A 26,968-nucleotide genomic window follows, 5' to 3' on the forward strand; every position below is an offset into this window, starting at 1 on the left:
GCGTCAGACCCCATCGGATACTGCTGTGCCGTGGGCGCCATCGGACACGGCTGCGCCGTACGCGCCGTCGGCCGTCAGGCGGGCTGCCGGGTCGAGCAGCACACCGGCTTCCGCGTCGTGCTCGTCGACTGTGTCGTCGAGACGACGACCCGAGGGGCGTCGATATGCGGGCTCGCCACCACACATCGCGACCAGACGACGTTGCGCCCCATCACGCTCACGACGCTTGGCCCGCTCGCGGTACTCCTGTGCCTGCTCCGCATCCAGCGTTGCGACAAAGGCTTCCGGGTGCACGACAGCGATCAGGCCCGATACGTGACCGAATCCGAGACTGGTGAGCAGGCCTGCCTTCAGCGGGAATCGATCACCGAGAGCGAGCGGTTCACGCGCCCACACCAGGTGCGGGTACTCACGCATCTGCTCGTCGACACAGTCGAGACTGCGGTTGGGCGGGATCACGCCGTCGCGCAGCACCTGGCAGAGGCCGATGAGCTGGAACGCCGCGGCACCGCCCTTCGCGTGGCCGGTGAGCGACTTCTGCGAGACGACGAACAACGGCGCTCCCGGCGTCCTGCCGATCGCGTCCGCGAGCCGCTCGTGCAGTTCGGACTCGTTGGGATCGTTGGCGCGCGTGGAGGTGTCGTGCTTGGACACCACCGCGACGTCGTCTGCGGTCACCCCCAGCGCGTTCAGCGCATTCGCCAGCGGGGACCCGAGGGCACCGCGGGCGGCTCCGAGCGCGCCTAGTCCCGGCGCGGGAATCGACGTGTGCACCCCGTCGCCGAAGCTCTGCGCCCAGGCAACCACACCCAGCACCGGCAGCCCCAACTGCGCAGCCACGTCGCCCCGCGCCAGCAGAATCGTTCCGCCACCGGCTGATTCGACGAACCCGCCGCGTCGGCGATCGTTGGCGCGCGAGTAGCGCCGCTCGTCGATCCCACGGGCAGCCATCTTCGCCGACTCCGCGGTGGCCGACATGTCGCCGAACCCGACGATGCCTTCGATCCCGAGATCATCGAATCCACCTGCCACGGCGAACATCGCCTTGCCGAGGCGGATCTTGTCGACGCCCTCCTCGACCGACACCGCGGCCGTCGCGCACGCCGCGACCGGATGGATCATCGCACCGTAGCTTCCGACGTACGACTGGACGACGTGTGCGGCAACGATGTTGGGGAGTGCCTCCTGCAGGATGTCGTTGGCTTTCGCCTCCCCGAGGAGGGTGTTGACGTACAGCTCCCGCATCGAGGTCATGCCACCCATACCGGTGCCCTGCGTGTTCGCCACCAGACCGGGATGGACCCAACGCATCAGTTCCGACGGGGTGAATCCCGAGGACAGGAACGCATCGACGGTCGCGACGAGATTCCACAGCGCCACCCGGTCGATCGACTCCACCATGTCCGGCGTGACGCCCCAACGGGTCGGGTCGAATCCGGTCGGGATCTGTCCACCGACTGTCCGGCTGAGTTCAAACTTGCGGGGTACGCGGATCTCGGTTCCGGCCAGACGCGTGACCCGCCAGTCGCCGGTGTCGGAGATCGGCGCGATCCGTGTCTTGTCGGGGTCGGCGGCAGCGAATGCTCGTGCCTGGTCCTCGGAACTGACCGTGAAGCTGAGGTCCTCGTCGAGGAAGATCGACGTGAGCAGCGGCGACGTGTTGTCGACCATCGCACCGTCGTCGGCGTAGCGGCGGATACCGCACCGTGCCACCACCTCGTCGTGGTAGCGCTCGGCGATGTCGGCCTCGTCGACCGGGTCACCGCTCTCGGTGTCGTACCAGCCCGGCTTGGGCGCGTCATCCCAGGCAACGAGACCGGTGTTCCACGCGAGCTCCAACACACCTGCGGCGCTGAGCTTTTCATCGACCTCCATCTCGAATCGGGTGCGCGACGAACCGTAGGGTCCGAGCTCACCCGCACCGACGATGACCACGAGGTCCTCGGGCGCGGCGTCGATCGATGGCCATGCGGGGGCCATACCCGTGACAGCCCGTGCCGGGGCGGGCAGCGCCGCGACCGTGGCAGTCTCGACGTCGTCCGCCTCAGCCGATCCCTCGACGGTCTCCTGATCGGCGGCCAATGCCTTGAGGTCGATGGAGGGATCGAGTCCTCCGGTGAAGTCGGCCAGGATCGCCGCGTCACGGGCAGCGATGCGCTGCTCGGGAACGCACAATCCGAGCAGGTTCTCCGCCATCTCGTCGGTGCTCCACGTCTGCACACCCGCGGCCTCCACGGCAGCGACCATGCCGTCGTTGTGCCCCATCAGTCCGGTGCCGCGCACCCAACCGATCAGCGCATGCGCGAGAGTGGTTCGCGCGCCCCAGGATTCCTCCGCCGACCAGCGCGTGACGAGTGCGTCGAGCGCAGCCTTGGCCTCTCCGTATGCTCCGTCTCCACCGAACATGCCGCGGTTGGGCGATCCGGGGAGCACGACGTGCAGGCGGGCTGCGATGTCGTGGTCCGCGCCGATCGCACACAGTCCGGCGATGAGCCGCTCGACCGACCAGAGAAGTACCTTCATCTCGAGTTCCGCACGAGCGCCGGCATCGGTGAGGTCTCCGGCGACCCGCGGGGCGGCGAACGGGAACAGCAGCGTCGGTTTCATGGCGGGCTTGATCACAGCCGTTGTGCCACCGATGTTCTCGGTCTGCTCACTGCCGACCCATTCGACGAGGTCGTCGACGTCGGTGTAGGAGGCCATGTTCGTCGGTGCGACCCAGAGTGCGGCGTCGTGGCGTGCGTTGTCGCGGTAGAGCTTCTTGTAGAAGGCGAGCTTGTCGGAGTCGAGTTTCGATGTCGTCGCGATCACCGTCGCGCCGCCCGCGAGTAGCCCTGCGATCACACCCGCGGCGATCGATCCCTTGCCCGCGCCGGTCACCACGGCGACCTCGTCGGACCATTCACCCGCTCCCGGCACCTCGGCTGCTCCGGCGATCGCGCCGAAGATCTGCGCGTGCACGGCTTCTCCCGCGGCACGGGCCTTGCCCTGCCACCACGCGGCGTGCTGCGCGACGGTCTGTCCCGCACCCGCAAAGGAGTCGACGACGGCGTCGTGGTCGTCGAGATCGGTGTCGGCGGTCAGCCAGATGCGCACCAGGTCCTCACGACTCGTCGCCCACCGGTCGTCGACCAGCACGATCTTGTCGGCATCGAACGCCGGCGCGACTGTCCGCGCCCAATCGGACCCCAGTTCTGCGCTGACACGCTCGGCGAGCGAGGAATCCACACTCTCGGCGAGTTCGGGTGCGGTCTCGTCCTCCGTGAGTCCCAGCTTGGCCAGCACGGTGTAGGCGGCCGACGCCAGCACACCGCTGCGTCCCGTGAGCTGCTCGGTGAACTCGCCCAGTGCGGCGGCGTCGACCGTTGCGCCGCCACCGCTCTCCGACGCCGGCTTGGCGACCGCGATTCCACGAGAGGCCCCTACCGCGGCGACTGCACGATCGATGAGCGCGTCGAGAGCGTCGGTGTTCGCGAGCGGGCCATCGAGCAGGTCGCCGAGCTCGCCGCCGCGGACACTAGCCCCGTCGCGCGTGCCGAGCGCGAGTGCGACGGTGGTGTGCAGACCCCAACCGGAGCCCAGTTGCCACACACCGGTCACCCGATCGGCGATGTATGCCTGACGCTTGCCGACGGGGCCGAGTACCTTGCGTACCTGGTCGGAGACCGCGTCGGTGAGAACAGCACCCAACGGTCGGTAGCCCCGCGCGAGGCTGTCGACCGTCGCGGCGAGTGCGACCATGTCGGCCTCTGCGGCGCCGTCTATCGCGCCGAGCCCGAGCTCGCCGCCGATGTCGAGGAGCAGCTGGTTGCGCCGCGACGACACGCCGTCGCACAGCGCCTCGATGGTGTCGGCGGCACCGATCTGCTCCGGGCGGATCTTGGTCCAGAGCGCCACAACAGCACGCACCGCATCCGACGGGCCGAAGGCGATGTCGTCGGGCCGTGGCGCACCCGCAGGCGCGGTAGGCGCGGCAGGCGCAGCAGCTGACGGGGCAGCCTGCGCGGGTGTTGCGGACTCGGAAGCAGCGGACTCGGAAGCGGCCTGCGCAGGGGCTTCGGAGACGGGCTCGTCGTCGAGTTCTTGGCCGGCGTCCTTGGCGAGGATGACATCGGAGTCGCGCTCCAGATTCACCACTTCCGTTGTCGCAGAGCTGTAGTCGTCGAGTTTGAGTGTGTTGGTGGCCAGGCCCGCGAGCGTCGGTGCGCCCTTGAGCCCGATCTCGACGAAACGTTGGATGCCCAACCCGCCACGCTCGGCCCCGCCGAACAGGAGGTCCTGCGTCTCGATCCAGCGCACGGGGCTCGCGAACTGCCAGGCGAGCAATTCGATCAACAGGACTCGTGCGAGGCCTGCGGGATCGGCTGCACGGGCGTCCCAGTCGGCGAGGACGGCATCGAGCGGTTCGGACGGCACCAGGGCCGCAACCTCTTCGACGAATGCCCGGTCAAGGGTGAACAGGCGCGGCACCAGGTTCGGGATGTAGTGCCCGACGAGGATGTCCGGGTCGATACGCTCGGGCAGCAGTTCGTCGAGCTTGCCCCGGAATTCCGGTACTCCGGCACGCAGCACCGTCGAGTGGAACGGGACGTCGATCCCGGGGACGAGGATGAAGGATCGTTTGCCACCGAATTCGGTTCGACGACGCTCGATTTCGGCTTCGAGGTGCTCGAGGCCGCGCACGGTGCCCGCGATCGCGTACTGCGAGCCGAGCAGATTGAGGTTGACCACCTCGAGGAACTCGCCGATCGACTCCCCGACCTCCCCGACGAATGACTCGACGTCGGCGTCGGCGAGACCGAACTGGCTGGGACGAATCGCCGCCATGCGATAGTCGCTGCGTCCGAGATCATCTCGGGGAACCAGATGGTGCATGGCCTCACCACGCTGGAAGACCACCTCCAGTACCGCTTCGAGGGGAAGAACTCCCGCGCATGCGGCCAGCGCGTTGTACTCACCGACCGAGTGTCCACAGGTGATCGCTCCGTCGACGAAGCCGCCGGCCTCCTTGAGCTCCGCGATCTGCGCGACACCGAGCGTCGCCATGGCGACCTGGGTGAACTGGGTCAGGTACAGCACGCCGTCCGGGTGGTTGTAGGTCGTGCCATTAGCCACCAGGGTCGTCGGATTGTCGCGCACGACAGCCAGAATCGAGAAGCCGAGCGCTGTGCGCGTGTGCTTGTCCGCGCGATCCCAGATCGCCCGGGCCGCCTTGGAGCGCGATCGGGCGTCGAGCCCCATGCCCTTGCTCTGGATTCCCTGTCCCGGGAATGCGTACACGGTGCGTGGCGCGGCGAGAAGACCCGTCGCACTCATCACCAGAGTGTCGCCGACCTTGCAGGTCACCTCGACGACCTCGCGGCCGTGATCGAGTCCGACGCGGTCGACGCGGACCGAGATCGCGTCGCCGGTACGAACCATTCCCAGGTATCGCGCCGTCCACCCGATGATCGGTCGCGGCGACGGAACCCTGTTACGCGAATCGGCTGCGGTCACCACATGCTGGGCAGCTGCCGACAGCCACATCCCGTGCACGATCGGCTCGCCGAGCCCGGCGAGTTTGGCCGCCGACGAATCCGTGTGGATCGGATTGCGGTCGCCGGACACCACTGCGAACGCACCCATACGGGTCGGGGCGGTGAGGGTGGCGGTACGCAGCAGCTTGCGGGTTGCCGTCGACTCGTCTCGGGTCGCGCCCCCGGCGCGCTGCGGATCGTCGAGGTCGGCGTCACCGACACGACCGCGGATGGCGAATCGTTCTGCCATGCGGGCGATGTCGCCGTCGGGACCCGAGATCTCGACGTCGACATCGATGACTCGTCCAACCGAGGTGTCGCGCACAGCGCCGGAGCGCGCGACCACGGTGAGTTCTGTGTCCTGCCCGGGGATCGCGCCGAGTATCTCGATGGTGTGGTCGAGGTGGACGAGATCGAGCAAGCCCTCGACAACGGGCACCCCGTCGTCGGTGGTGGCAGCGCCGATCACAGCGAAGACACTCGGCCAGCAGGCACCGACGAGCGTATCGGGCACCGCGAATCCGAACGGCTGCGACGGCGTCACAGCATGCAGCTGTGCGGGCAGCGTGTTGGCGGTCACCACGGCGTGGTCGGAGACGCCGTCGCCGCTCCAGTCGACGCGGGTGATCGCGACACCGTCGACGACCTCGGCGAGGCGTCCGCCTGCGGCCACGGTGAGGATCTCACGCATCGCTCCCGCGGCATCGGCCCGCTCGACGCGCGGACTGCCCCCGTCGGCGATGCTGCGGTCGACACGCAACGGAATGCGTACGGACGATCCCGAGATGGGTACCACGAGGTCGAACCTGTCCTCACCGTGGTGCTCGAGTACGGCGCCCGTCGCCGCATGTTCGGCCCGGCCCTCCGAGCACACCTCCCACGACTCGCGATCACCGAGCAGCGCAACCGGACTCGGCACGATGCGGCCGGCCCATGAGACGTCGTCGGCGCTCAGCACCGCGCCGAGAAGACCTGCGTTCGGCGTTCCGGATTGCTTGCGAGCGGTGACGGATTCGGCGGTCACGCCGTCGGCGGTCAGGTCGTCGACAACCTTGGCCTCGAACCGGTCGAGAAGCGCTCCGACCGGTTCGTCGACGCGCGTGATACCGGAGACGGCGACCGGACCCGGGATGATGCAGACGGCATCGGCGCCGTACCGCGCGTCGTGCGCCTGCCACAGGGAGTCGCTTCGCCACCAACGACGAACGTCCTTGTCGATGACGGGCACGAAGTTCACCGGTTTGCCCGGGGTGCGGCACAGGCCGAGGAAGAAGGCGACGTCCGCCGGATGCAGGATGTCGCTCTCGATGTCGGGGTAGACACCACCGAGCGCATCGATCGCCGCATGCGGATCGTCTGTCGTGGCGATATCGGCGAACATCGTGGGCACCGGCCCCGAATCCTTCGGGTGCATGCGCGCCTCGGTGCGCTGCAGCATGTCGACGAACCGCTGCTGCCAGGTGATGTCTGCCCACGGAACATGGTCGGTACGACCGTCCCCCACCGCCAGGTCCGCGTAACGGTCGAGCCATTGCCGGTAGGTCATGGTGTCGACGTCGCCGAAGTACGGCTTCGCGGTGGGCGACATCGCTGCCACGATCTCGTCCCGCCGCTGCGCAACGGCATCCGAATCACCCGCGACCTCGTCGAGCAACCGACCGCAGCGTGAGGCCGCGTTGTCGACCTCGTGGATGTCGGCACCGAGCTGGCTCCGGCCGGAAGCCATTCCGTTGGCAGCCCTGCCCGCACCGATCCACTCGTCGACGCCCTCGGTGTCGACGAGCAGCTGCTTGACCTCGGGAGCGGTGGTCGCCTCGGCGGTCGCCATCGCGGCGGTTCCGACCAGGATGCCGTCGAGGGGCATCGACGGATATCCGTGCCGCGTCGCCCACGTGCCGGTCAGATACTCGCTGGCGCGCTCCGGCGTGCCGATTCCGCCACCGACGCAGATGACGACGTTGTCACGGACGCGAAGCTCCGCGTAGGTCGAGAGCAGCAGGTCGTCGAGGTCTTCCCACGAATGGTGACCACCCGCGCGCCCACCTTCGATCTGCACGATGACCGGATGCTGCGGGACCTCGGCAGCGATGCGGATCACCGACCGGATCTGCTCGACGGTGCCCGGCTTGAAGGCCACGAAACGCAGTCCCGCGTCGACGAACTCGTCGACCATGGCCACAGCGTCCTCGAGTTCGGGGATACCCGCCGAAACGATCACACCATCGATCGGAGCTCCCTGCGCACGTGCCTTCTGCACCAGACGCTTGCCGCCGAGCTGCAGTTTCCACAGGTACGGATCGAGGAACAGTGCGTTGAACTGCGCTTCACGGCCCGGCTCGAGCAGGTCGCTCAGCGTGGCCACGTTACGCGCGAAGATCTCCTCGGTGACCTGGCCACCACCGGCGAGTTCTGCCCAGTGCCCCGCATTCGCGGCAGCAGCGACGATCGCAGGGTCGACGGTGGTCGGAGTCATGCCCGCCAGAAGCATCGGAGAGCGTCCGGTGAGACGGGTGAACGCCGTCTGCACGACGCGACGTCCGTCGGGAAGAACAGCCAGCGTCGGGGCGAAGTCGGACCAGCGGCGCGCGACCTCGGGAATCCCACCGGGGCTGAAGAGATTTCGCTGTCCGCCGCGCAACGCGGTCGAGACCAGGCCGACACCCTGCCCGCGCACGAGCGGCGCGGTCAGTCGGGTTGCGAGATCACTCGGGCCGAAATCGAGGATCCACGCGGCACCCTCGGCGATCACGCCGTCGATGTCGGCAACCCAGTCGACGGGCGCGACGAGTATCGACTCGGCGTGCCGCGCTGCGAGTTCGGCGTCGATCCCACACTCCTGCGCCCACTCGCGCACCTGGGCCACCGCGTCGGCCATACCCGGGTGATGGAACGCGATGCTGACCGACAGTTCGTCGAGGATCGGCGCGAACGGGGCGCCGCCGGTGACCTTGCGCTTGCGCTCGTCGGCCTCAGCTGCCGCAATGCGTTCGCATTCGGCGGCGAATGCCGCGAGATGTCGTGGTGCTCCGGACAATACGACCGAACGTCGGTTGTTGCGGATCGCGATGACGGGCGCAGTGGCCAACTCGGCCTCGGGTAGTTGCTCGCGGTAGGCCTTCAGGATCTCGTCGACCCGCTCCGGAGTCACATTCGATACCGACAACATCGGCGAGCCGTCCGGCGTGGTCGCCAGCCCTCGGCGGCGGGCGACGAGGGTTCCCGCCGCGGCGATGAGATGCGCGATGGCCAGCAGCTGCCCGCATCCACTCTCGCCGTGCCGAATGGCGTCGACGGCAAGCGATCCCTGTGAATGCCCGACAACCGCGACAGGTGCGATCAGGTCGGCATCGAAGCCCTGCTTCTTGAGCGACTCGACGGCTGCGACCTGGCTCAGGAGGACACCTGGTCCACTCAGTGCGAAGTCGGCGAGTTCGGCGTCGGAGGGTATCTCCTCCCCGGCGTCGGCTGCCCTGACCCACGCCAGCGGATGGAATCCGTCCGGTCGAGCGATCTCCAGCGAGTCGGCGACCGGTGCGACCATGCGCTCGGCAACAGCGACCGCGGTCGCGAGCTTGTGTTCGAGGTCGGCGTCGACGACCAGTTCGGCGAGCGTCGACAACCACGGACCGCCCTGTCCGCCGAAACTGACTGCGTACCGCTCGCCTGCCGCGAGTCGATCCATCAGCGATTCGGCGGGTCCGCCGGTGGGGCGGGTTCCGTGTGCTCCGGGGCGGAATTGGTCGACGGTCACGGGCTCTCCTCGTGGATCGGGACTCGGCGTGTGTGAGGTGCAGGAGTTCAGGGTCTGGATACGGGCACGGTGTGGCGACCCGGCGGCGGGGGGTCAAACGCCGGGTCGCGCACACGTGGCTCACGAACATGCTTGCCCAGCAACACCTTTGACGCTGTGGCGGGCGACAGACGAACCAGCGCTGGTACGTCGTCGACATGAACGTGGAACTCATGATGGCACACAAACGTGAGGGAGTCCTCATGTTGTTTCCGACCGTCAGGTATACCCGCGAGTAGTCCCGCGAGTAACAAGGCGAACGCCATGAGGCGTCGTTCGCCGTGGCGACGTTCGACCAGTTCGCAGGGTGTTTCAATCGACAACCCGCGCGAAATGCGGGGCCTGCAACGCCGTTATCCAATCGTTATGTGACGTGGCGCACTGCGTGTCGCGGGCTGCGACATACGCGAACTCGTGGCGCGGTCGAGTCCTCCCCCACGAGTCGTTAGGGTGCAGGGATGAGTGACTGCGTGTTCTGCCGGATCGTCGACGGCTCCGCACCAGCCCGCACGGTGTACGAGGACGACGACGTGGTGGGCTTTCTCGATATCAGGCCGGTGACGCGCGGCCACGTTCTCATCGTGCCCCGGACACACTCGACGGGCCTCGCGGACCTCTCGGTCGACGACGGTGCAGCGGTGATGCGCGCCGGACAACTCGTGGCCACCGCCCTGCGAAACGCACCCCTGCGTCCGGGTGGCGAAGGTGCCGACGGTGCGAACCTCGTGATCAACGACGGTAGAGCCGCGTTCCAAACCGTGTTCCACACACATCTGCATGTGATCCCCCGACATCGCGGGGACAAACTGCGCGTACTCCGGTCGCTGGCGATCCGTCGCGTCCGAGATCCCGACTCGACGGCACGCGTGGTGAGCGAAGCGGTCCGCGAACGCATCGAGCAGCAGTGAACACGCCCGAGGGTGACGCGCCCGAGCGGATTCCCCAGGCCGCGGTCGACGTGCTGGCCGGCGCCGAATGGATCATTGTGTTCACCGGCGCGGGAATGTCGGCGGACAGCGGGGTGCCGACCTTCCGCGACGCCCAGACGGGACTGTGGGAGAACTTCGACCCGGAACAACTCGCGTCCCCTGAGGCCTGGAACGCCGACCCCGCTCTCGTGTGGGGTTGGTATCAGTGGCGCGCACACCTCGTCAGCGAAGCAGAACCCAATGCCGGGCACGTCGCACTGACGGCTCTTGCGGAGTCGGCCGACGGCACGGGCGACATGCCGTCGGTGATGGTGGTGACGCAGAACGTCGACGACCTGCACGAGCGCGCGGGCAACACGGTCGTCAGTCATCTGCACGGCAGCCTCTTCGCGCCGCGATGCTCACGCTGTGGCCATCCGTACCAGGGAACCGACGCCGATCCGTCCACGGCGACAGACGAGCGACCAGTCGAACCGCCCGCGTGTCCTATCTGCTTGTCGCCTGTGCGTCCGGGTGTCGTATGGTTCGGAGAGTCACTCCCCGCGGATGCCTGGGCGCGCGCCGAGCAGGTCTTCGACGCCGCAGACGCGATCATCGTCGTGGGGACGAGCGGGATCGTCTACCCCGCAGCGGCTCTGCCCGAGCGGGCGGCCGCACGTGGCATCCCGGTGATCGAACTCAATCCTCAGCCGTCGGGGCTCAGTTCCATCGCCACTCACAGCATCAGGACGACGGCGGCACGCGGGTTACCCGACATCATCGAGCGGGTGCGCGCAGCACGCGCAGGCAAAGCCGATTAGGTTGGCCGACACGTCCCCACAGCCGCGAACGCTATTCGGCTGCCGTCAGATCGATCGGCTCCCACGCGGCGACATCGCGCGAGGCGCTCACCGCCACAGACCCCGGCTTGACTCCACGACGGTCGAGGAGTCCGATCACCGTAGTGAGTGCGGTGTCGGCGTCGAGCTCGAACTCCGACTCACGCACGCGCGCGAACTCCCACCCGCAGCGGCGTAATTCGCGCTCCCGCTCCATGTCCGAGCGCGCCTGCGCACCCGTCGAGGTGAATTCGTCTCCGTCGCACTCGACGGCCATCCTGCCCTCCGAGCCCATGACCACGAGGTCGATGACACGGTTGTTGACTACGACTTTCGGGGTCACGTGATAGCCGAGCGCCGCAAGTCGATTGAAGACCCGCTGCTCGAAGAGACTGTCGAACGGTTCGACACGCTCGTCGTCGGGAACATCCGACGGCATCGGTGGGATCGTCGGCCCCTGGTTGGCCTGCAGGTAGCCCAGAAGCGAGTAGCGCAGATCGTTGGTCCCGAGGTCGTCGAGTGCGACCGAGTGGAACAACCACATCTGGTCCATGGCACGAGAGGCCGCGACGTTCACCCTGCGCTGCGATTCCGCACGCGTCAACGCACTCAGCGACGCGGGGTCGGAGACCACCATCGACAGGAACATGACGTGGCGCTCGTCGCCCTGGAAGTCAGGCGGCGTTCCGACACGGATGCGGCGTGCACGCCACGTCTGTTCATCGACCACGTCGCGCAGAACGCGAGTGATCGCGTCGACCTGCTTGCTGCCCTGCAGAGCGATGATACCGAAATCCATTCCGGCGTAAGCCGGATCGGCAAGGCAGTCGAGCACGGTCGCCGCGATCGCGGCAGCTTCGCCCTCGTTCACCAGCGACTGCCCCTGACCGATCGCCACACCGTCGACGCGTACGGTGCGCAGCGGGTCGAGCCGCTCGGCGCCGAACTGCCGGACCGGCACGAGCGGCGATCCGCTGTAGAACTGTCGCGAGGAGTACTCGATGATCTCGGGCATCGACCGGAAGTGCTCGCGCAACCGGATCAGGTGGCCGAATCGACTGCGCAACAGCGAGAACAGACTCGATCGTGGGGTCAGACCGTCGCGCAAATAGTGCGGGAGATCAGGGAGCTCCGCGTCGAGCTTGGCGAAGGCGTCGTCGAGCGATGTGCCGCTCAGACCGCGCGGGGCGCACTGTTTGTCGTCACCGACCACGATGACCCGTGGTGCAAGCCAGAGCAGGAACGAACTGGTGATGTCGGCCTGGCTCGCCTCGTCGACGATCACCACATCGAATGAGTTCGGTTCGGGCGGAAGCATGTCGGCGACCTGACTGGTCGACATGATCCACGCGGGCACCGCCGATTGCGCCTGTTCCATCGCCTCGCGCGCTGCCGTTCGGAAGCGATTGGCGTGCTTGCCTGATCCCTTGCCCAGATTGATCATGTGGTCGCGGTAGGACTGCAGAGCCTGAACCTGCGCAACGGTGGTGCGCGCCAGGCAGGCCCGCCACGCGCGGGCGGTCGCGAGGGCGGTGGTCAACTGGGCGATATCGGCGTCGGCCTCGTCAAGCGCGGAGGCCAACCGGGCCTCTGCGTGCGGATCGCTACGCTCGACCGCCCAGGTGCGTGCTCGGCGCCATTCCCACGCGGCGACCACATCGCGGAGCCGCGCGTCCCAGGCCGGGTCGTCAGGCGAGTCCGCGAGCGCGGCATAGAATTCCGGCGCTTTGGTGCGGAGTCGCAGCGCGAGTAGATCGAGGGCCGCCTGATCCTGCAACTCACCGCGCGCGGCGGTGAAGGCGCGCCGAGCCGTTCGGATCGACTCGGCGTCGGCGTTGGCAAGCGCCGCGACGAGCGCGTCGCCTTCGTGTGACGGTCCCTTTTCGACCTCGGTGGACAGCCGGTACGCGTGTTCGGCCAGTTCCTGCTCGGCGAGCACAGCGTCGTTGGCTGCGGCGATGGATGCGCCTTCACGTGCGACTTCTGCCACCTCGGCGACGCTGCGCGGCCGAGGGCCACCGGGGCTGATGTATTCCAGTTCGTGGATCAACTGATCTCGCGCGGAGAGCAGGTCGGACACCCACGAGAGTTGGGTGTCGAGGCGAACGAGTTGGTTGAGCTGTTTGGATCGCGATCCCGAGGTGTCGACCGGGACGTGCAGGTCGGCGAGCACCCGCTGAACCTGATGCACGGCGTCGAGTACCGCGAGATGATCCGCGACGAGTCCGAGGCTCTCGGCATCAGTGGGGCGGCGACCGTCCACGGTGGCGATGACACCCGAATCCTCAACTGCCCGTTGCTGTTCGGATCGCAACAGACGGCCTCGCCAGCGGCCGCCGTCACGGAGGTGCGCGGCGGCTGCGGCGAAGAGTTGACCGTCGCCAGGTCGAGCATTCTCGACCACGACCACGTGCGCCCCGATTGCATGGTCGCGCCGGGCGGCATCGGCGATCACTGACGAGAGTGCGGTCACGCGCGTCCACAGATGCGCTTCCTGGCCCGCGAGCAACCTGTCCGCCATGTCGACGATCAGCGGCGGGAATGTCGCCACCTCACCGGACGCGACAGCGAGGTGATCGCAGATGCCCTTGATCCGCAACAACGGCTCGCTGCGCACGTCCGAGAGAATCGACATGAGCGAGCCGCTGCCGACCATCGGCTCTTCGGGTCGATGTCCGATGCGCTGACAGATCGCGTCCATCGTCATCGTGTCCGGCAGGTACTCGTCGAGATCGGGCAGCCGTTGGGCGAGCCGATCGGCGGTGTCGCCGATTCTGCGGAGCAGTTCGAGAAGTCGGGTGAACTCACCCCGGTCGAGGGGAGGCAACGCACCCTCGAGCGGCCCGGGCAGCCAATCGAACCGGGCTGCGTCGGCATTGCATGCGCGAACCACCGCCGCAGCGGTGCCTCGGTAGTCGCCCGCGACCCACTCGTGCACCTCGGTCTCGGAGGTACGCAGATCCCAGAGGCCCCCAAGCGCACGTTCTCGTCGGTCGAGTGCCTGTTCGCGACGGAATGCGAGGTCGTCGATCTCCGCGTCGGCGACCCCCGCGGAAAAGCTCGATTTGCGGTCGGCGATCGCCTCGACTCCCGACACCACGGCGTCGTGATTGTCGGTGCTGATGTCAGCCAGCGAGACGGTCAACTCACGCAGTTCTGGTGGGAGGAGGTCACGCAGCACCTGCAAAGCGTTGGCTTTCTCGCTGGTCACGAGCACGCGCTGCCCCTTGGCCAAAAGCGCCGACACCACGTTCGCGATGGTCTGGGTCTTACCCGTACCCGGGGGCCCCTCGACGACCACACCGCTGTCGACACCCAACTGGGCCAGGACGTCACGCTGCTCGACGTTGGACGCGAGCGGGAACATCGCGTCGGCCACGAGTTCGGTTGCAGGCGTGGTGCCCGGTCGGTTCAGGGCCGCCACCCGGTCGGCGGCTTCGATGGGGGCGACGAGCTGCGCGAGCCCGATCGGCACCTCGGTGTCGTCGTCGCGCAGCGCGGCCAGCATCGCGTCGTAGAAGCGCAGCGCCGAACCCGCGCCGCGGTTGCGCAGGACGATGGCGGGCGCCATGTCGACGGTCAGCGACACCTGGTTGTCGTCGACGACGACGGCCTCGCGCCACGCGGCGATCACCTGTTCTGCAGCCGGGTTCGCGACGTTGGTGAGCCCTGCGGCACGGCCTCTCGGTGTGATCGACTCCGAGAGGTCGATGCCGTCGATGGACGCGAGCAGGTGGGTGTCATGCATCATCGGGACGGCGCCGGATCCGAGTGAGACCGTGATGGCGCCGGATTCCGGATCGCGCTCGGCGACGACATCCTGGGTCAGCAGGTGTTCGCGGACAACAGGCTCGGCGTCGTTCTCACGGTCGACGACGGTGACGAGTGCACTGGCAAGGACGAGTTCGAGTGTCTCCGGTTCGGCGATGAGATCGTCGACCATCGCCGACAACTGCTCGTACTGGTCGTCGTCGGGCGAGAGTGCAACGACCGCGCGGCCCGGTGTCGCTCCCGCGCGCACGGATACCGGCGTGGACTTCCCCACCCACAACACGGCGGGATGGGCGTCGACATCGGTGACCGACACCGACCGCGAACGCACCAGGCCGCGGAGGAAGCCGAGCAGCCTCGACACCTGATCCCGACGCTCATCAGGAGTGTCGTTGGTCATGCGCGTGCTGCCTTCCCGCCTGGTTACCAGAGTTCGTCAACGCTACCAAGGCCCCGGCGAGCCAGCTGTGTTGACGACACCGTCGTGAAAGCAGCTCAGCGACCGGCGGTACCGCGCAGGGCGGGGAACCCGCCGTCGATGTAGTGCACGTTGGTGTAACCCAGGCCTGCGATCTGCTCTGCGATACGCGGAGCCTGCGACCGTACCGACACGACGGCGATCTCGGTGTCGCGATCACTGACCAGCGGGAAAGACCCGGTGGGCGTGGGAGCGAGTCGGGTTGCGACCTCGTTCGGGTCGACGACGACCGCGCCGGGCACACTGCCCTGATGACGGACGACCTGCGGACGGGCGTCGACGACGACGGCGTCGCCGTGCTCGACATGATCGATGGCTTCTGCTGCGGTAATCGCACTCACCACTGACACTGGTGACTCACTCCTGAAATCGAACTTCTGCTTGCGTATGGGAGCCGGTGCGGTCAGAACGCATCTTCCCCTCAAAAAAGGTTACGGAAAGATATCGATCTGTCCACCTCCGCACCACCGGTCAGCTCTCAGGAAAGGACCCGAAAAGGCGTGTGTGTCAGCCTCGCCCGCGCCCCGCCACGCGCGGATTGCCGCGTTTGCCCCAGCTGTCACCACGCTTGCCGTGACGGTCGCGGTTGAAGCCGCCACCGCCCTGACCATTGCGTTTGCCCCCACGAGCACGGGGCGGCCCCTGGTCGCGCCGGATATCGATCGGATTCTTGCCGATTCGCGTATGTCGCAGACGATCCAAGGTGTCGCGGTCGAGATCCTCAGGAAGCTCCACGAGTGAGAAGTCGTCGCGGATGCTGATGTTGCCGAAGTCACCCCGAGTGAGGCCACCCTCGTTGGCGATAGCGCCGACGATGGCGCCCGGGGACACCTTGTGTTTGCGCCCGACGGCGATCCGATAGGTGGCAAAAGTGCCCCCACCCGACCGAGGTGCCCGTTCCCGGCGCTCCGGCCGCTCACTCTTCGGCGGGTCCGGTGCCATGAGGAAACCGCCGTCGCGGGTCTCGAGGGCCAGCGCTGCCGCGATATCGGCCATCGCCACGTCGTTGTCACGCGCGTAGTTCTCGATCAACTGCCGGAACATGTCGAGGTTCTCCGACGCCAGGTTCTCGGTGATCGAGTCGGCGAACCGCGCGACGCGCTGCGCGTTCACGTCGTCGACCGACGGCAGATCGATCTCGGTGAGCGGCTGACGCGTCGCACGCTCGATGGCGCGCAGCAGGTGACGCTCGCGCGGCGAGACGAACAGCAGTGCGTTGCCCGATCGGCCTGCTCGACCGGTGCGCCCGATGCGGTGCACATAGGACTCGGTGTCGTGCGGGATGTCGTAGTTGACGACATGGGAGATGCGGTCGACGTCGAGTCCGCGGGCGGCCACGTCCGTGGCGACGAGGATGTCGATCCCTCCCGCCTTGAGCTGGTTGATCGTCCTCTCACGCTGCGCCTGCACCATGTCGCCGTTGATGGCGACCGCCGAGAACCCGCGTGAACGAAGTTTCTCCGCGAGTTCCTCGGTTGCTTGTTTCGTCCGGACGAACACGATCATCGCGTCGAACGTCTCGACCTCGAGGAAACGCGTGAGCGCGTCGAGTTTGCGCTGGTGAGAGACCTGCAGATAGCGCTGCGTGATGTTCTGCGCCGTCGCGGTCTTGGCCTTGACCGTGATCTCCTGCGCGTCGTGCAGGTATCGCTGGGCGAGTCGTCGGATCGCGCTCGGCATGGTCGCCGAGAACAGCGCCACCTGCTTGTCGTCGGGAGTCTCGGCGAGAATGCGTTCGACATCCTCGGCGAAGCCCATCGTCAGCATCTCGTCGGCTTCGTCGAGCACGAGGAAATCGAGCTGGGAGATGTCGAGGGTGTGCTTGTCGAGGTGGTCGATCACACGCCCGGGGGTGCCGACGATGATCTGCGCCCCCCGCTTGAGGCCCGCGAGCTGCACGCCGTAACTCTGTCCGCCGTAGATCGGCAGCACACGCACGTCGGGCATGTGCGCCGAGTACTTGCCGAAAGCCTCGGACACCTGCAGAGCGAGTTCGCGGGTGGGAGCGAGGATCAGCGCCTGCGGCCTGCGGATCTGCGGGTCGATGCGCGACAGGATGGGAATGGCGAATGCCGCTGTCTTACCGGTGCCTGTCTGGGCGAGGCCGACGACGTCGCGGCCCTCCATGAGCGGAGGAATCGTGGCCGCCTGGATGGGCGACGGGGTCTCGTAGCCGACATCGGCAATGGCGTTGCGTACGCGCTCGTCGATGTCGAGATCGTCGAAGGTGATCGACGGTGCGTCGGGGGTCGGGCTGTCGGTCATGGTCTGGGTGTCCCGTTCATCGACTCAACTCTAATCCGCGAGGCCGCTGAAAGCGGCATTCGCGTACGGCGCGGCCGTGACCGGCATCGTTCCACCCGAATGTGACGCGCACCACTACCCTGCTACTCTCGGTGCCAACATTCGCGATCGGCATCACACCCGACCTCGCCTATGTCCGAAATGCCGGATCACACGCTTCAGGGAGCCACCTACATGCAGCAGTACGCCACTCCGTCGGATTTGACCGTCGAAGACAAGGCCACGCTGGTCGACACTCTCCTCCGTTACCGTGACGAGCGCCCAACGCTGCCACTCTTCCGACGCCTGTCGTCGGGCGAGTGGATCACGGTGACCGCCAAGCATTTCGCCGACGAGGTCGACGCCGTCGCCAAGGGGCTCATCGCATCGGGCGTCGAGCCGGGCGACCGCGTCGCCATCTGTTCGGCCACGCGGTATGAGTGGTCGGTGCTCGATTACGCCATCTGGCGGGCGGGCGCCACGACCGTCGCGGTGTACGAGACCTCGGCACCCGACCAGGTGCAGTACCTCCTCGACGACTCGGGCACCGTGATGCTGATCGTCGAGGACGACAACCACCGCGACAAGTTCCGCGAGGTGACCGACGCGCTGCCCGCCGTTCGCGAGACGTTGGTCATCGACGACGGAGCGATCAACGAACTGAGTGCGCGCGGCAAGGACGTCCCCGACGCCGAACTCGATGCGCGACATGCCAATACCGTCTCCTCCGATGCCGCGACACTGATCTATACGTCGGGCACGACCGGTCGACCCAAGGGCGTGGTCCTCACCCACGCCAATTTCCTCGCCGAATGCGCTGCCACTCGCGAGGCCGTCGGATCGGGACTCGAAGAAGGCAATTCGACGCTGCTCTTCCTGCCGCTGGCCCACGTCTTCGCCCGTGTCATCGCGGTGGCGAGTCTCGAGAGCGGAGTCATCGTCGGCCACACGAGCGACATCCCGCACCTCGTCGAACATCTCGGGACCTTCAAGCCGAACTATGTTCTGTCTGTGCCGCGTGTGTTCGAAAAGGTCTACAACTCGGCCAAGCAGAAGGCGTATGACGGCGGCAAGGGGTCGATCTTCGACAAGGCCGCCGACACCGCGATCGAGTACAGCGAGGCCCTAGAGAAGGGTGGCCCGGGGATCGCGCTGAAGCTCAAGCACGCAGTGTTCGACGCCCTCGTCTACAAGAAGCTGCGCGCGGCTCTCGGCGGGAACTGCGACGGCGCGATCTCCGGCGGCGCCCCGCTCGGCGCGCGTCTCGGGCACTTCTTCCGCGGTGCAGGGGTACCGGTCTACGAGGGCTACGGACTGTCGGAAACGACTGCGGCGATCACCGCCAACAACGAAGAACACCAGCGTGTGGGTTCGGTCGGACGGCCCATCCCGGGTGTCTCCATCGCGATCGCCGACGAGGACGGTGAAGTCCTCGTCAAGGGTCCGGTGGTGTTCACGGAGTACTGGCACAACCCCGAAGCCACCGCGGATGCTATTCGTGACGGGTGGTTCCACACCGGCGACGTGGGCAATCTCGACGACGGCTTCCTCTACATCACCGGCCGCAAGAAGGAGCTGATCGTCACGGCAGGCGGTAAGAACGTCTCCCCTGCCCAGCTCGAGGACTCGATCCGTGCGCATCCGATGATCAGTCAGTGCCTCGTCGTCGGCGACAACAAGCCGTTCATCGCGGCGCTCATCACCATCGACGCCGAGTCGGTTCCCGGGTGGTTGGAGCGCAACGGGCTGGCATCGGACACCTCGCTCTCCGACCTCGCAACCAACGAGAAACTGCGAGCGGAGATCGCCGAGGCGGTCGACGCCGCCAACGCAAAGGTCTCCAAGGCTGAGGCGATCAAGAAGTTCAGCATTCTGGACACGGACTTCACCATCGACTCGGGCGAGCTGACACCGACGATGAAGCTCAAGCGCAACATCATCCACTCGGCTCATCAGAAGGCGATCGCCGACCTCTACACGTGATCGCGCCCTAGAGGAGACTCACACCGCACCCCGCGCGGCCCTGCACGGCCACGCGGGGTGCGGTCTTCTACGCTCGGGTGACCATGACTCGTGATCTCGCCATCGACGCCACGCGCGGCGTCGCCATCTGGTCGATGATCACCGCCCACTTCGCGCTCGGGACGCGCATCGCCGAGCCCACGCACGCATTCCCCTACGTCGACGGGATGTCGGCGTTCGTCCTGTTGTCGGGCTTCGTCCTGGGACTGGTGTATCAGCGGTGGATCGACCGATACGGGATGTGGTTCGCCTACCGACGGCTCACGAAGCGGATCGTCGTGCTGTACGTCTGCCAATTGTCGATCGCGCTGGTAGCCGTCGCCGCCGCCATGGCCGGCCACCGCTGGCTGACGCTGCTCCTCCCGATCGACGGGTGGACCGACGGCATCCGCTTGGCGTTGACCATGGACTACCTTCCGAGCGGCGGCAACATCCTGTTGCTGTACATGGTCCTGATGGCGTCGGCGTATGTCGTGTTCCCTCTGCTGGCGCGCGGGTGGTGGCCCACCGTGCTGGGCGCGTCGGTGGTGTTGTACGTGTTCTCGCAGATCCACTCACCTGACTGGTTCTTCCTCACACAGTCGATGGCGTCACCGCGCACCGAGAACTGGGCGGCCTGGCAGATCATGTTCGTCCCGGCAGTGATCGTCGGGTGGAACTGGCGTCGATGGCATGGAGCTCGATTCATCGACAGATATCTGGTCGCGCTCGTGGCGGTCGCCGCCTGCGTGTGGATGGTCTTCCACTACGCCATCGACACAGGCCCCTGGGCCGAATTCGAGGCACATTTCGCCGACAAGGTGTCTTTCGCCCCGGCTCGCGCACTGGGTGCGTGGGTCGTGGTCCCGGCGCTTTACGGCATCTTCCGCGCACTGCTGCGGGTGTGGCACCACGACTGGTTGCGTCCGCTGGTGATGACCGGAGCCCGCAGTCTCGACTCGTACGTCATCCAGGCGATCGCGCTGATCGTCGTGCCCATCCACATCGCTCATCGACCGTGGGACGAGACCACAGCGATCGCGGCGACGCTGCTTGTGTTCGGCGCGTGCTGGGCGTGGGCGGAGTTCCGGCGCGTTGTCGGCGTCGGCAAGCTCCATCGGATACCGGCGATCGCCTACCGCGCAGCGTTCGAACCTCGTGACGCACCCGCCTCGCCGGCAACGACCACTCCTGAACGCGACCTGGTCCCCGGAGGTGTACCGAAATGAGCCCGCAGCAACCTCGCTCAGACGCACGCATCGGAGAGATGACGCGCGCTGTACACAGCGGAAACGACGACACCGGCGCGGCCATACGGACGCCCATCACGATGGCCAATTCGTACCATCTGCCTGCCGAGCCGGAGACCGTCGACTGGTCGGGCACCGATCAACTGCTCTACACCCGCAACTCCGGCGCCAATCAGCTTGCGCTACAGACGAAGTTGGCCGCTCTCGACGAGGGTGAGGACGCCGTCGCACTGGCGTCGGGTGTCGCGGCACTGCACGCCGTCTTCTTCAGTCTGCTGCGCACCGGCGACCACGTCATCGTGTCCGACACCACCTACGAGGCGACATGGAAACTGTGGACGGAGTTGCTGCCCCGTAAGTACGGGCTCGAGGCGACCTTCGTCGACATCACCGACCTCGAGTCGGTCTCGGCAGCGATACGCCCGACCACACGCCTGCTCGTGACCGAGGCGATCGCGAACCCGACCACCAAGGTCGCCGACATCGCAGCACTCGCCGACATCGCGCACGACGCCGACGCGCTCCTCATGGTCGATTCGACGTTCACCCCGCCGCCGCTGTACCGACCCATCCGCGACGGAGCCGACCTCGTCGTGCACTCGCTCACCAAGTACATCAACGGCCACGGCGACGCGATGGGCGGTGCGGTGATCGGACGCCGCGACCTCATCGCACGGATCAAGGGTGAGGCCATGGTCGACGTCGGCGGGGTGATCTCACCATTCAACGCGTGGCTCATCGCACGCGGATCGATCACACTGCCGCTTCGCCTCGCCCAGCACCAGGCGTCGGCCATGACGGTCGCGCAGATGCTCCACGACGACCCCCGTATCGCGTTCATCGCCTACCCCGGCCTGGCCTCGCATCCCCAACACGACCTCGCGGCTCGACAATTCGACGGTCGCGGCTTCGGCGGCATGATGGCGTTCGCAGTCGACGGTGACCCGGCCACACAGAACAGGTTCGTGTCGCACCTTGCCATCATCACGTCTGCGGTCTCCCTCGGACACGACGAGTCACTGATCGTGCACGTCGGCACCGACGGACCGCGTGTCGCTGCCTATCCCGAACCCTTCAAGCGGTGGGGCCATCTGCGCTTCTCGGTGGGACTCGAGGATGCCGACGACCTCGTTGCAGACCTACGACAGGCACTCGACGCGGCGTTCAGCTGAACGCCGTCAGCGCGTCAGCCATGCCCTGGCGATGTCGAGTCGCTGCCAGCCGCCGCTGGGTCCTGTCTTGTCGAGCGGGTAGCCGCCGGGAAGAGCTGTGCGCGCCAACAGGTCTCGCAGTTGTTGCGTCGACCACCCCGGATGCGCGGCACGGATCAGGTTCTCCGCACCTGCCGGAACCTGAACGGGTGCTCCGGGGCCCGTCGGCAGGAAGGAATAGGTGGCGCGCTGCCGGTAGCTGCGAAGGGCCTCGCCGGTCGACACGTACGGCTGCTGGCACCCCACGATGCGGCCGATCGGTGCCCCGACCCGGGCCGCGAGCACGGTCCGCAACTCGGTGCGCGCCTGAGCCAGCAACGACGCGAACCTGGGGTCGGCGATGACCTCGGACGCGATGTTCTCCGCGAGCATCCGCCCACCGATCACGTCGAGCGGATAGTGCACGCCGAGGACGATGCGGTGGTAGCCGTATTCGGCGCCGCGCGCGAGAACCTGGGGCCCGACCTCGGGCAGCATCGTCGCAATGAGGAACGCCTGTGCGTAGCCCCAGGTGGTGTGCCCCGACGGATACGAACCGCTGCCGCGCACAGACTCGTAGAGGTCGGGGCGACCGTCGCCGTAGTGGCGGATGAACGTGGGTGCGACCTCGAAGGGCCGCTTGTAGTCGAAGTGCTTCTTCTCTTGTGACGTTCCCACGCGTTCGCCGACCAAGGCCTTCTCGCCGAGGAGCAGTTCGCTGGTCTTCGGCAGCTGTCCCGCCTTGAGCGCGTCAAAGAAGGCGGGAGACAACCTGGAGCCGAGCGCGTTGAAGATCGCAGGCCCCTCGATCGCATAGTTGTCGTCGACGGCATAACTCGAAACCTTCTGGCTCGCAGTATTGTTCACCGCGATGGTTTCCAGGAGATTCTGCTGTTTGATCGCCGGGGAGAGTGAGCTGAATGCATCGAGCGTCGCGATGTGATCCGAGGGCTTCGGCGTGCTGAAGGGTGCCGCCCTGTCGCCCGCGGAGAAACCACCCGCCGTCGAGACCGTTGTCGGCGTGAACGCGCACGCTGTCGGGGCGGCCGACGCCGTACTCGGGACCAGTAGCCCTACCGCCGCGATGACCGGGACGACGGCTGCGGTCAGTATCCGACGGCTACTCAGTGCGCGCATCGTGGCCCTCCCCGACGAGACGCCCCGGAGTGGGGCGTGCTGAACCCACTCAGCTGACCAGCCCGGAGCAACGCGGCGTCGACCATTCGGTGAACGTCAGATGACCAGCACTGTCCCAACGAGTCGGGGTCGGACAATCCGGTCGGTCTACCGTCTGGGCGTCACCGGACCTCGTAGAGAATTCCTCGACCGATCGCCTCGCGCACGACCGGCAGTGCCGCCTGCGCAAGCGCTTCGGCGTCCACGTCGTGGAATCCGGCGAGGAGTTCGATGAGTGCGCCGAGGGGTACCTGACCCCGGCAGCCTGCGAGCAGTGCCCGCGAGACCTCGTCGACGCCGAGTACCGCGCCCGGACCGCCCGGGCGTCGGACGGTCGCACCGATCTCCTGCCAGCCGTCGTCACCGGGTAGCGACTGCGCGTCGAGGAACACCGGGGCGGTCTTGAGTCGTGCGGCGAGCAAAGCGTCATCCGTCGTCTCACGCAAGTACTCGCGGCGATCGAGGAACGCCTTTGCCTCGGCTCCGGTGACCTCCTCACCGGCACCGGTGATCTCCTCCAGCACGACATCGGGCGCGCCGCTTCTGCCGCGGCGATCGCGAAGTGTGATGACCCCCATGCCGATTCCCGCGATGCGCTCCCGCTTGAACCAGTCGAGCCAGGCCGCGCCCCGCGCCGCCACCTGGTCTGGCTCTTCGCCTGCATCGGACAACCACAGCGAGATGTAGTCGACGGGATCGGCGAGCTCGCGCTGCACGACCCAGCCGTCGAGTCCGGTATCCGCAATCCAGGAACCGACGCGTTCTCGCCAGTCCGCGCCCTCGTGGACGATCCAGTTGGCGAGCAACTGCGCGGTGCCGCCGGGAGCCAGATGTGCGGGTACTTCCCGAATCAGTCGGGCGCACAGAGCATCCCCTTCCATTCCGGAGTCGCGATACTCGTAATCCTGCGATCCCGCACCGACGACGAAGGGCGGGTTGGAGACGATCAGGTCGAAGCGCTCGTCGCCGACGGGCTCGAACAGGCTGCCCTCGCGCAGATCCCAGGACATGCCGTTGAGGCGTGCGGTCGCCGCAGCCAACGCCAGCGCCCGGGGGTTGGTGTCGGTCGCCACGATGCCCTCGGCATGCGTGTTCAGGTGCAGCGCCTGGATGCCACAGCCCGTGCCGAGATCGAGTGCGGAGCCGACGGGCTCACGAATGATGGCACGCGCCAAAGAGATAGACGCTCCGCCGATGCCGAGCACGTGATCGTGGGTGACCGGACCCGAACGCATCGCGGCGTCCTGGTCGGAGACCACGAGGTAGTCGCGCACGTCGTCGGCATGCGGCCGGATGTCGAGAATCACGCGGACCCGCTCGCCGTCGACGCGCTCGAGGACGCCGTTGCTGATCAACACGTCGATCGACGTCGACGCGAACGCCTCGGCGACCGCAACGCGCGGCTCGTCGGAACCGAGCAGAAACAGCCGGATCAGCGTGGCCAGTGGACGGCGTGCGGGTGGTGCTGCGGACGTGGCCCGAAGCGCCGGCCACCACACTCCCCTGCCGAGTGCAGCGTTCGCATCGTCACCGAGAAGGTCGGACACACCTTCGGAGTCATAGTGCGCTGCTCGCAGATCCGTAGCCAGCGAGTCGAGCACGGCCGTATCGGTAAGCGGTTGATGATGCTCGGGTACGGAAATGCGATCACGATCCTCTCGACGCCAGCCTGGTTCCCAGCCGGTGAGCCGGTCCATCTCGATCCTAGGACCGGCGTCGACGAGGAGGTGACGCAGTGCACTCGACTGTTCTCACACAACGATCTGTACTGACCGCACCGATTGCCCTACGCTTCCGTGTGTCTCTCGAGACCTGATAGTGACCTGAGAGAATCATTAAGGTTATGCTAACCTCACCCGAAGTCGGTGACGCCTGTGCGCTTCCGACACGATGAGCGAGCTATTGGCAGCGGCATTTCGGTTGAGTACATGAGAAGAGAGAGCTTCATGGTGCGAGGCGGGGGTCAGGACCATTCGGAGACAGCAGTGCGGTCGCGGAGCGGGGTGACGTGGCTCGTCCGCGTCACCGCGGCCACCACACTCTGTTCGGTGTTCGCTGCGGGCGCGACCGGCAACGGCACGGCAGCAGTCGTGGCCACCCAGGCCGCGCACCAGCAGCAGGTTGCCACCTCCGTTGCACAGAAGAAGGCCAAGCCGACGCCGAAGCCGGCCGAGACCTACGACGAGCGTCTCAACCGCATCGCTGAATCGAAGCGGTCACTGCTGGCCACCCCCAAGGAGAATTTGGGTAAGGAAACCACCTGCGTCAGCGCAGAATTCACGACGCTGTCGGTTGTCTACGACTCCCTGTTCGAGTCCATCCTGCCGTCGCTTCCGCCGCAGTTGAAGCAGAATGCGTTGGCTGCCCGCGCACAGGCGCACCGCGACATGGACCAGATGAACGTCTCGACGCTGGCCGTCTCCGACAGCCCGCTCGCGCTCGGCGCCGACACCGACGACCCATCACTGAAGTACCGCACCCCCATCTCGCAGTGGATCGTCGTGCAGCTCCTCAAGATCCGCGATGGCAAGCAGAACGACGCCATCCCGGTCAGCCGCATCACGCTCATGCAGGCGGTCGAGACCGCCTGGCTGTATCTGTTCACCACCGTCGTGGCACCGGCAAAGGTGCTGTCGCAGATCGCGCCTGTTCCGGGAAGCCCATTCGACGACACACAACTGTCAGCACTCTCTGGCTTCATCACCTGGAAGAGCCTGCTGCAGATAGGCGTCTCCGCGAGCGCTCTCGGCGCCCAGTACACCTACCAGGCCATCGCCAATTCGATGATCAACCAGTGCGTCGCGCGGGTGACCCGTGAGCAGAAGGACGACGCCGGGCGCCCCAGCGAGACGGTCCGTTACAACATCCCGATCCCGGCGATCGTGCAGGACATCGCCGATCAACTGGCGCTCGCCGACAACAAGACCTGCGCACCGGTCGGATCGCTTCCGTTGTCGCGCATCGTCACTCGTACGTCGGACTACGCGCAGACGATGGTCACCACCGAAGCGCAGAAGCGGAACATCCGCGCCGAGACCGCGCGCATCCTCGGAACCATGCGCTCGACCCCGATCCCGCACAATGTGATTCCGGCCGATCCCGCCGACTTCAACACGGCGGAGTCGATCGCGTCCTACATCGGGACCGTCATTCCGTACCTCGGCGGCGCGCCGCTGGACATCGCCCTGGGTCTAGGGCACAACATCGGCCAGGGCGACAACCTCGCCGAAACGGTGCCCCTCTCAGACCTGACCGTGACCAAGGGGATGACCGCCGCGTACTACTCGCTGTATCTGTCACTCCACCTGTTCGCGACTGCCGGTGGTTTGGTGGAGGGCCAGGTGCTTCCCGAAGGCCTACCACTCACCCCCGTCCGCCTACTCAACGCGGCGGGATCTGCGGCCATCACCTACGGACTCGTCAACTACCACAATGTGATCCGTTCGATGTGCCTGCGTGAGGACGACACCACGGGCACCGGCCTGGGCGCTGAGCAGAACAAGAAGTTGCGCGATGCCAAAGACAGTGCCCGCGCCGAGACGACCGACACCGAGAAGACCGACACCGAGAAGTCGGTGAAGCCCAGCGCCGCCACGACGTCGCCGTCGACGCCCGCCGGTGAGGATCGTCGTCGCGCGGCAGCACCGTCGACAACTCCCTCGAAGAAGCCTGCGATCACTCCGGTGCCGGGTCTGCCGTTCACCATTCCGGCGGTCGGCTGACCTCGATCGCAGTTCCGGTTGCGGTCGGTCTCTATCTACGAGAA

Annotated in this window: 12 protein-coding genes; 6 read left to right on the forward strand and 6 right to left on the reverse strand. The window is 66.7% G+C overall.

Going from position 1 to position 26,968, the window contains the following annotated elements; all coding sequences use genetic code 11:
- Positions 1–3: 3 nt before the first annotated feature.
- Positions 4–9,267, reverse strand: coding sequence for a type I polyketide synthase (locus tag LK459_RS00735; protein WP_227921179.1), 9,264 nt, complete (start codon positions 9,265–9,267; stop codon positions 4–6).
- A 497-nt stretch (positions 9,268–9,764) separates the two neighbouring features.
- Here LK459_RS00735 and LK459_RS00740 point away from each other — a divergent pair, with 497 nt between their 5' ends.
- Together LK459_RS00740 and LK459_RS00745 are read left to right on the forward strand one after the other, a co-directional pair.
- Positions 9,765–10,214: an HIT family protein gene (locus LK459_RS00740; protein WP_227921184.1), complete on the forward strand. Its 450-nt coding sequence runs from the start codon at positions 9,765–9,767 to the stop codon at positions 10,212–10,214.
- Positions 10,211–11,035, forward strand: coding sequence for an NAD-dependent deacylase (locus tag LK459_RS00745; protein WP_227921186.1), 825 nt, complete (start codon positions 10,211–10,213; stop codon positions 11,033–11,035). The genes LK459_RS00740 and LK459_RS00745 overlap by 4 nt, the downstream gene beginning before the upstream one ends.
- Positions 11,036–11,066: 31 nt before the next feature.
- On the opposite strand, the gene LK459_RS00750 is transcribed toward LK459_RS00745, so the two are convergent.
- From LK459_RS00750 to LK459_RS00760, 3 genes are all read right to left on the reverse strand, one after another.
- Entirely contained in the window at positions 11,067–15,224 is a 4,158-nt protein-coding gene (locus LK459_RS00750; RefSeq protein ID WP_227921187.1) for an AAA domain-containing protein, read from the reverse strand.
- A 95-nt stretch (positions 15,225–15,319) separates the two neighbouring features.
- Positions 15,320–15,652: a rhodanese-like domain-containing protein gene (locus LK459_RS00755; RefSeq protein ID WP_007236854.1), complete on the reverse strand. Its 333-nt coding sequence runs from the start codon at positions 15,650–15,652 to the stop codon at positions 15,320–15,322.
- 157 nt (positions 15,653–15,809) lie between these two features.
- Entirely contained in the window at positions 15,810–17,567 is a 1,758-nt protein-coding gene (locus tag LK459_RS00760; RefSeq protein ID WP_227921188.1) for a DEAD/DEAH box helicase, read from the reverse strand.
- Between the two features lie 213 nt (positions 17,568–17,780).
- Here LK459_RS00760 and LK459_RS00765 point away from each other — a divergent pair, with 213 nt between their 5' ends.
- From LK459_RS00765 to LK459_RS00775, 3 genes are all read left to right on the forward strand, one after another.
- Positions 17,781–19,568 (forward strand): AMP-dependent synthetase/ligase, encoded by a 1,788-nt coding sequence (locus LK459_RS00765; protein ID WP_227921190.1) that lies wholly within the window; start codon positions 17,781–17,783, stop codon positions 19,566–19,568.
- Between the two features lie 83 nt (positions 19,569–19,651).
- Complete coding sequence (gene opgC / locus LK459_RS00770) at positions 19,652–20,815, forward strand: OpgC domain-containing protein (RefSeq protein ID WP_227921192.1); 1,164 nt, start codon at positions 19,652–19,654, stop codon at positions 20,813–20,815.
- Entirely contained in the window at positions 20,812–22,008 is a 1,197-nt protein-coding gene (locus LK459_RS00775; RefSeq protein ID WP_227921194.1) for a trans-sulfuration enzyme family protein, read from the forward strand. The genes opgC and LK459_RS00775 overlap by 4 nt, the downstream gene beginning before the upstream one ends.
- 6 nt (positions 22,009–22,014) lie before the next feature.
- Here LK459_RS00775 and LK459_RS00780 read toward each other — a convergent pair whose 3' ends face one another.
- Positions 22,015–23,163 carry a phosphatase PAP2 family protein gene (locus tag LK459_RS00780; RefSeq protein WP_227921196.1) on the reverse strand — a complete coding sequence of 383 codons (1,149 nt, stop codon included), beginning with the start codon at positions 23,161–23,163 and terminating at the stop codon, positions 22,015–22,017.
- Positions 23,164–23,324: 161 nt separating this feature from the next.
- Positions 23,325–24,899: a DUF7782 domain-containing protein gene (locus tag LK459_RS00785; protein WP_227921197.1), complete on the reverse strand. Its 1,575-nt coding sequence runs from the start codon at positions 24,897–24,899 to the stop codon at positions 23,325–23,327.
- 306 nt (positions 24,900–25,205) lie between these two features.
- Between LK459_RS00785 and LK459_RS00790 the strand changes: the two genes are divergently transcribed.
- Positions 25,206–26,924, forward strand: coding sequence for a hypothetical protein (locus tag LK459_RS00790; RefSeq protein ID WP_227921199.1), 1,719 nt, complete (start codon positions 25,206–25,208; stop codon positions 26,922–26,924).
- The last annotated feature ends 44 nt before the right edge of the window (positions 26,925–26,968 follow it).

The organism is Gordonia otitidis, assembly GCF_020735545.1.
Taxonomy (GTDB): domain Bacteria; phylum Actinomycetota; class Actinomycetes; order Mycobacteriales; family Mycobacteriaceae; genus Gordonia; species Gordonia otitidis.

Bases quoted from the DNA above. Each gene is read 5' to 3' on its own strand.
- LK459_RS00765 (WP_227921190.1), top strand. From the start codon at position 17,781: ATGCAGCAGTACGCCACTCCGTCGGATTTGACCGTCGAAGACAAGGCC.
- LK459_RS00760 (WP_227921188.1), bottom strand. From the start codon at position 17,567: ATGACCGACAGCCCGACCCCCGACGCACCGTCGATCACCTTCGACGAT.
- LK459_RS00780 (WP_227921196.1), bottom strand. From the start codon at position 23,163: ATGCGCGCACTGAGTAGCCGTCGGATACTGACCGCAGCCGTCGTCCCG.
- LK459_RS00785 (WP_227921197.1), bottom strand. From the start codon at position 24,899: ATGGACCGGCTCACCGGCTGGGAACCAGGCTGGCGTCGAGAGGATCGT.
- LK459_RS00750 (WP_227921187.1), bottom strand. From the start codon at position 15,224: ATGACCAACGACACTCCTGATGAGCGTCGGGATCAGGTGTCGAGGCTG.
- opgC (WP_227921192.1), top strand. From the start codon at position 19,652: ATGACTCGTGATCTCGCCATCGACGCCACGCGCGGCGTCGCCATCTGG.
- LK459_RS00740 (WP_227921184.1), top strand. From the start codon at position 9,765: ATGAGTGACTGCGTGTTCTGCCGGATCGTCGACGGCTCCGCACCAGCC.
- LK459_RS00775 (WP_227921194.1), top strand. From the start codon at position 20,812: ATGAGCCCGCAGCAACCTCGCTCAGACGCACGCATCGGAGAGATGACG.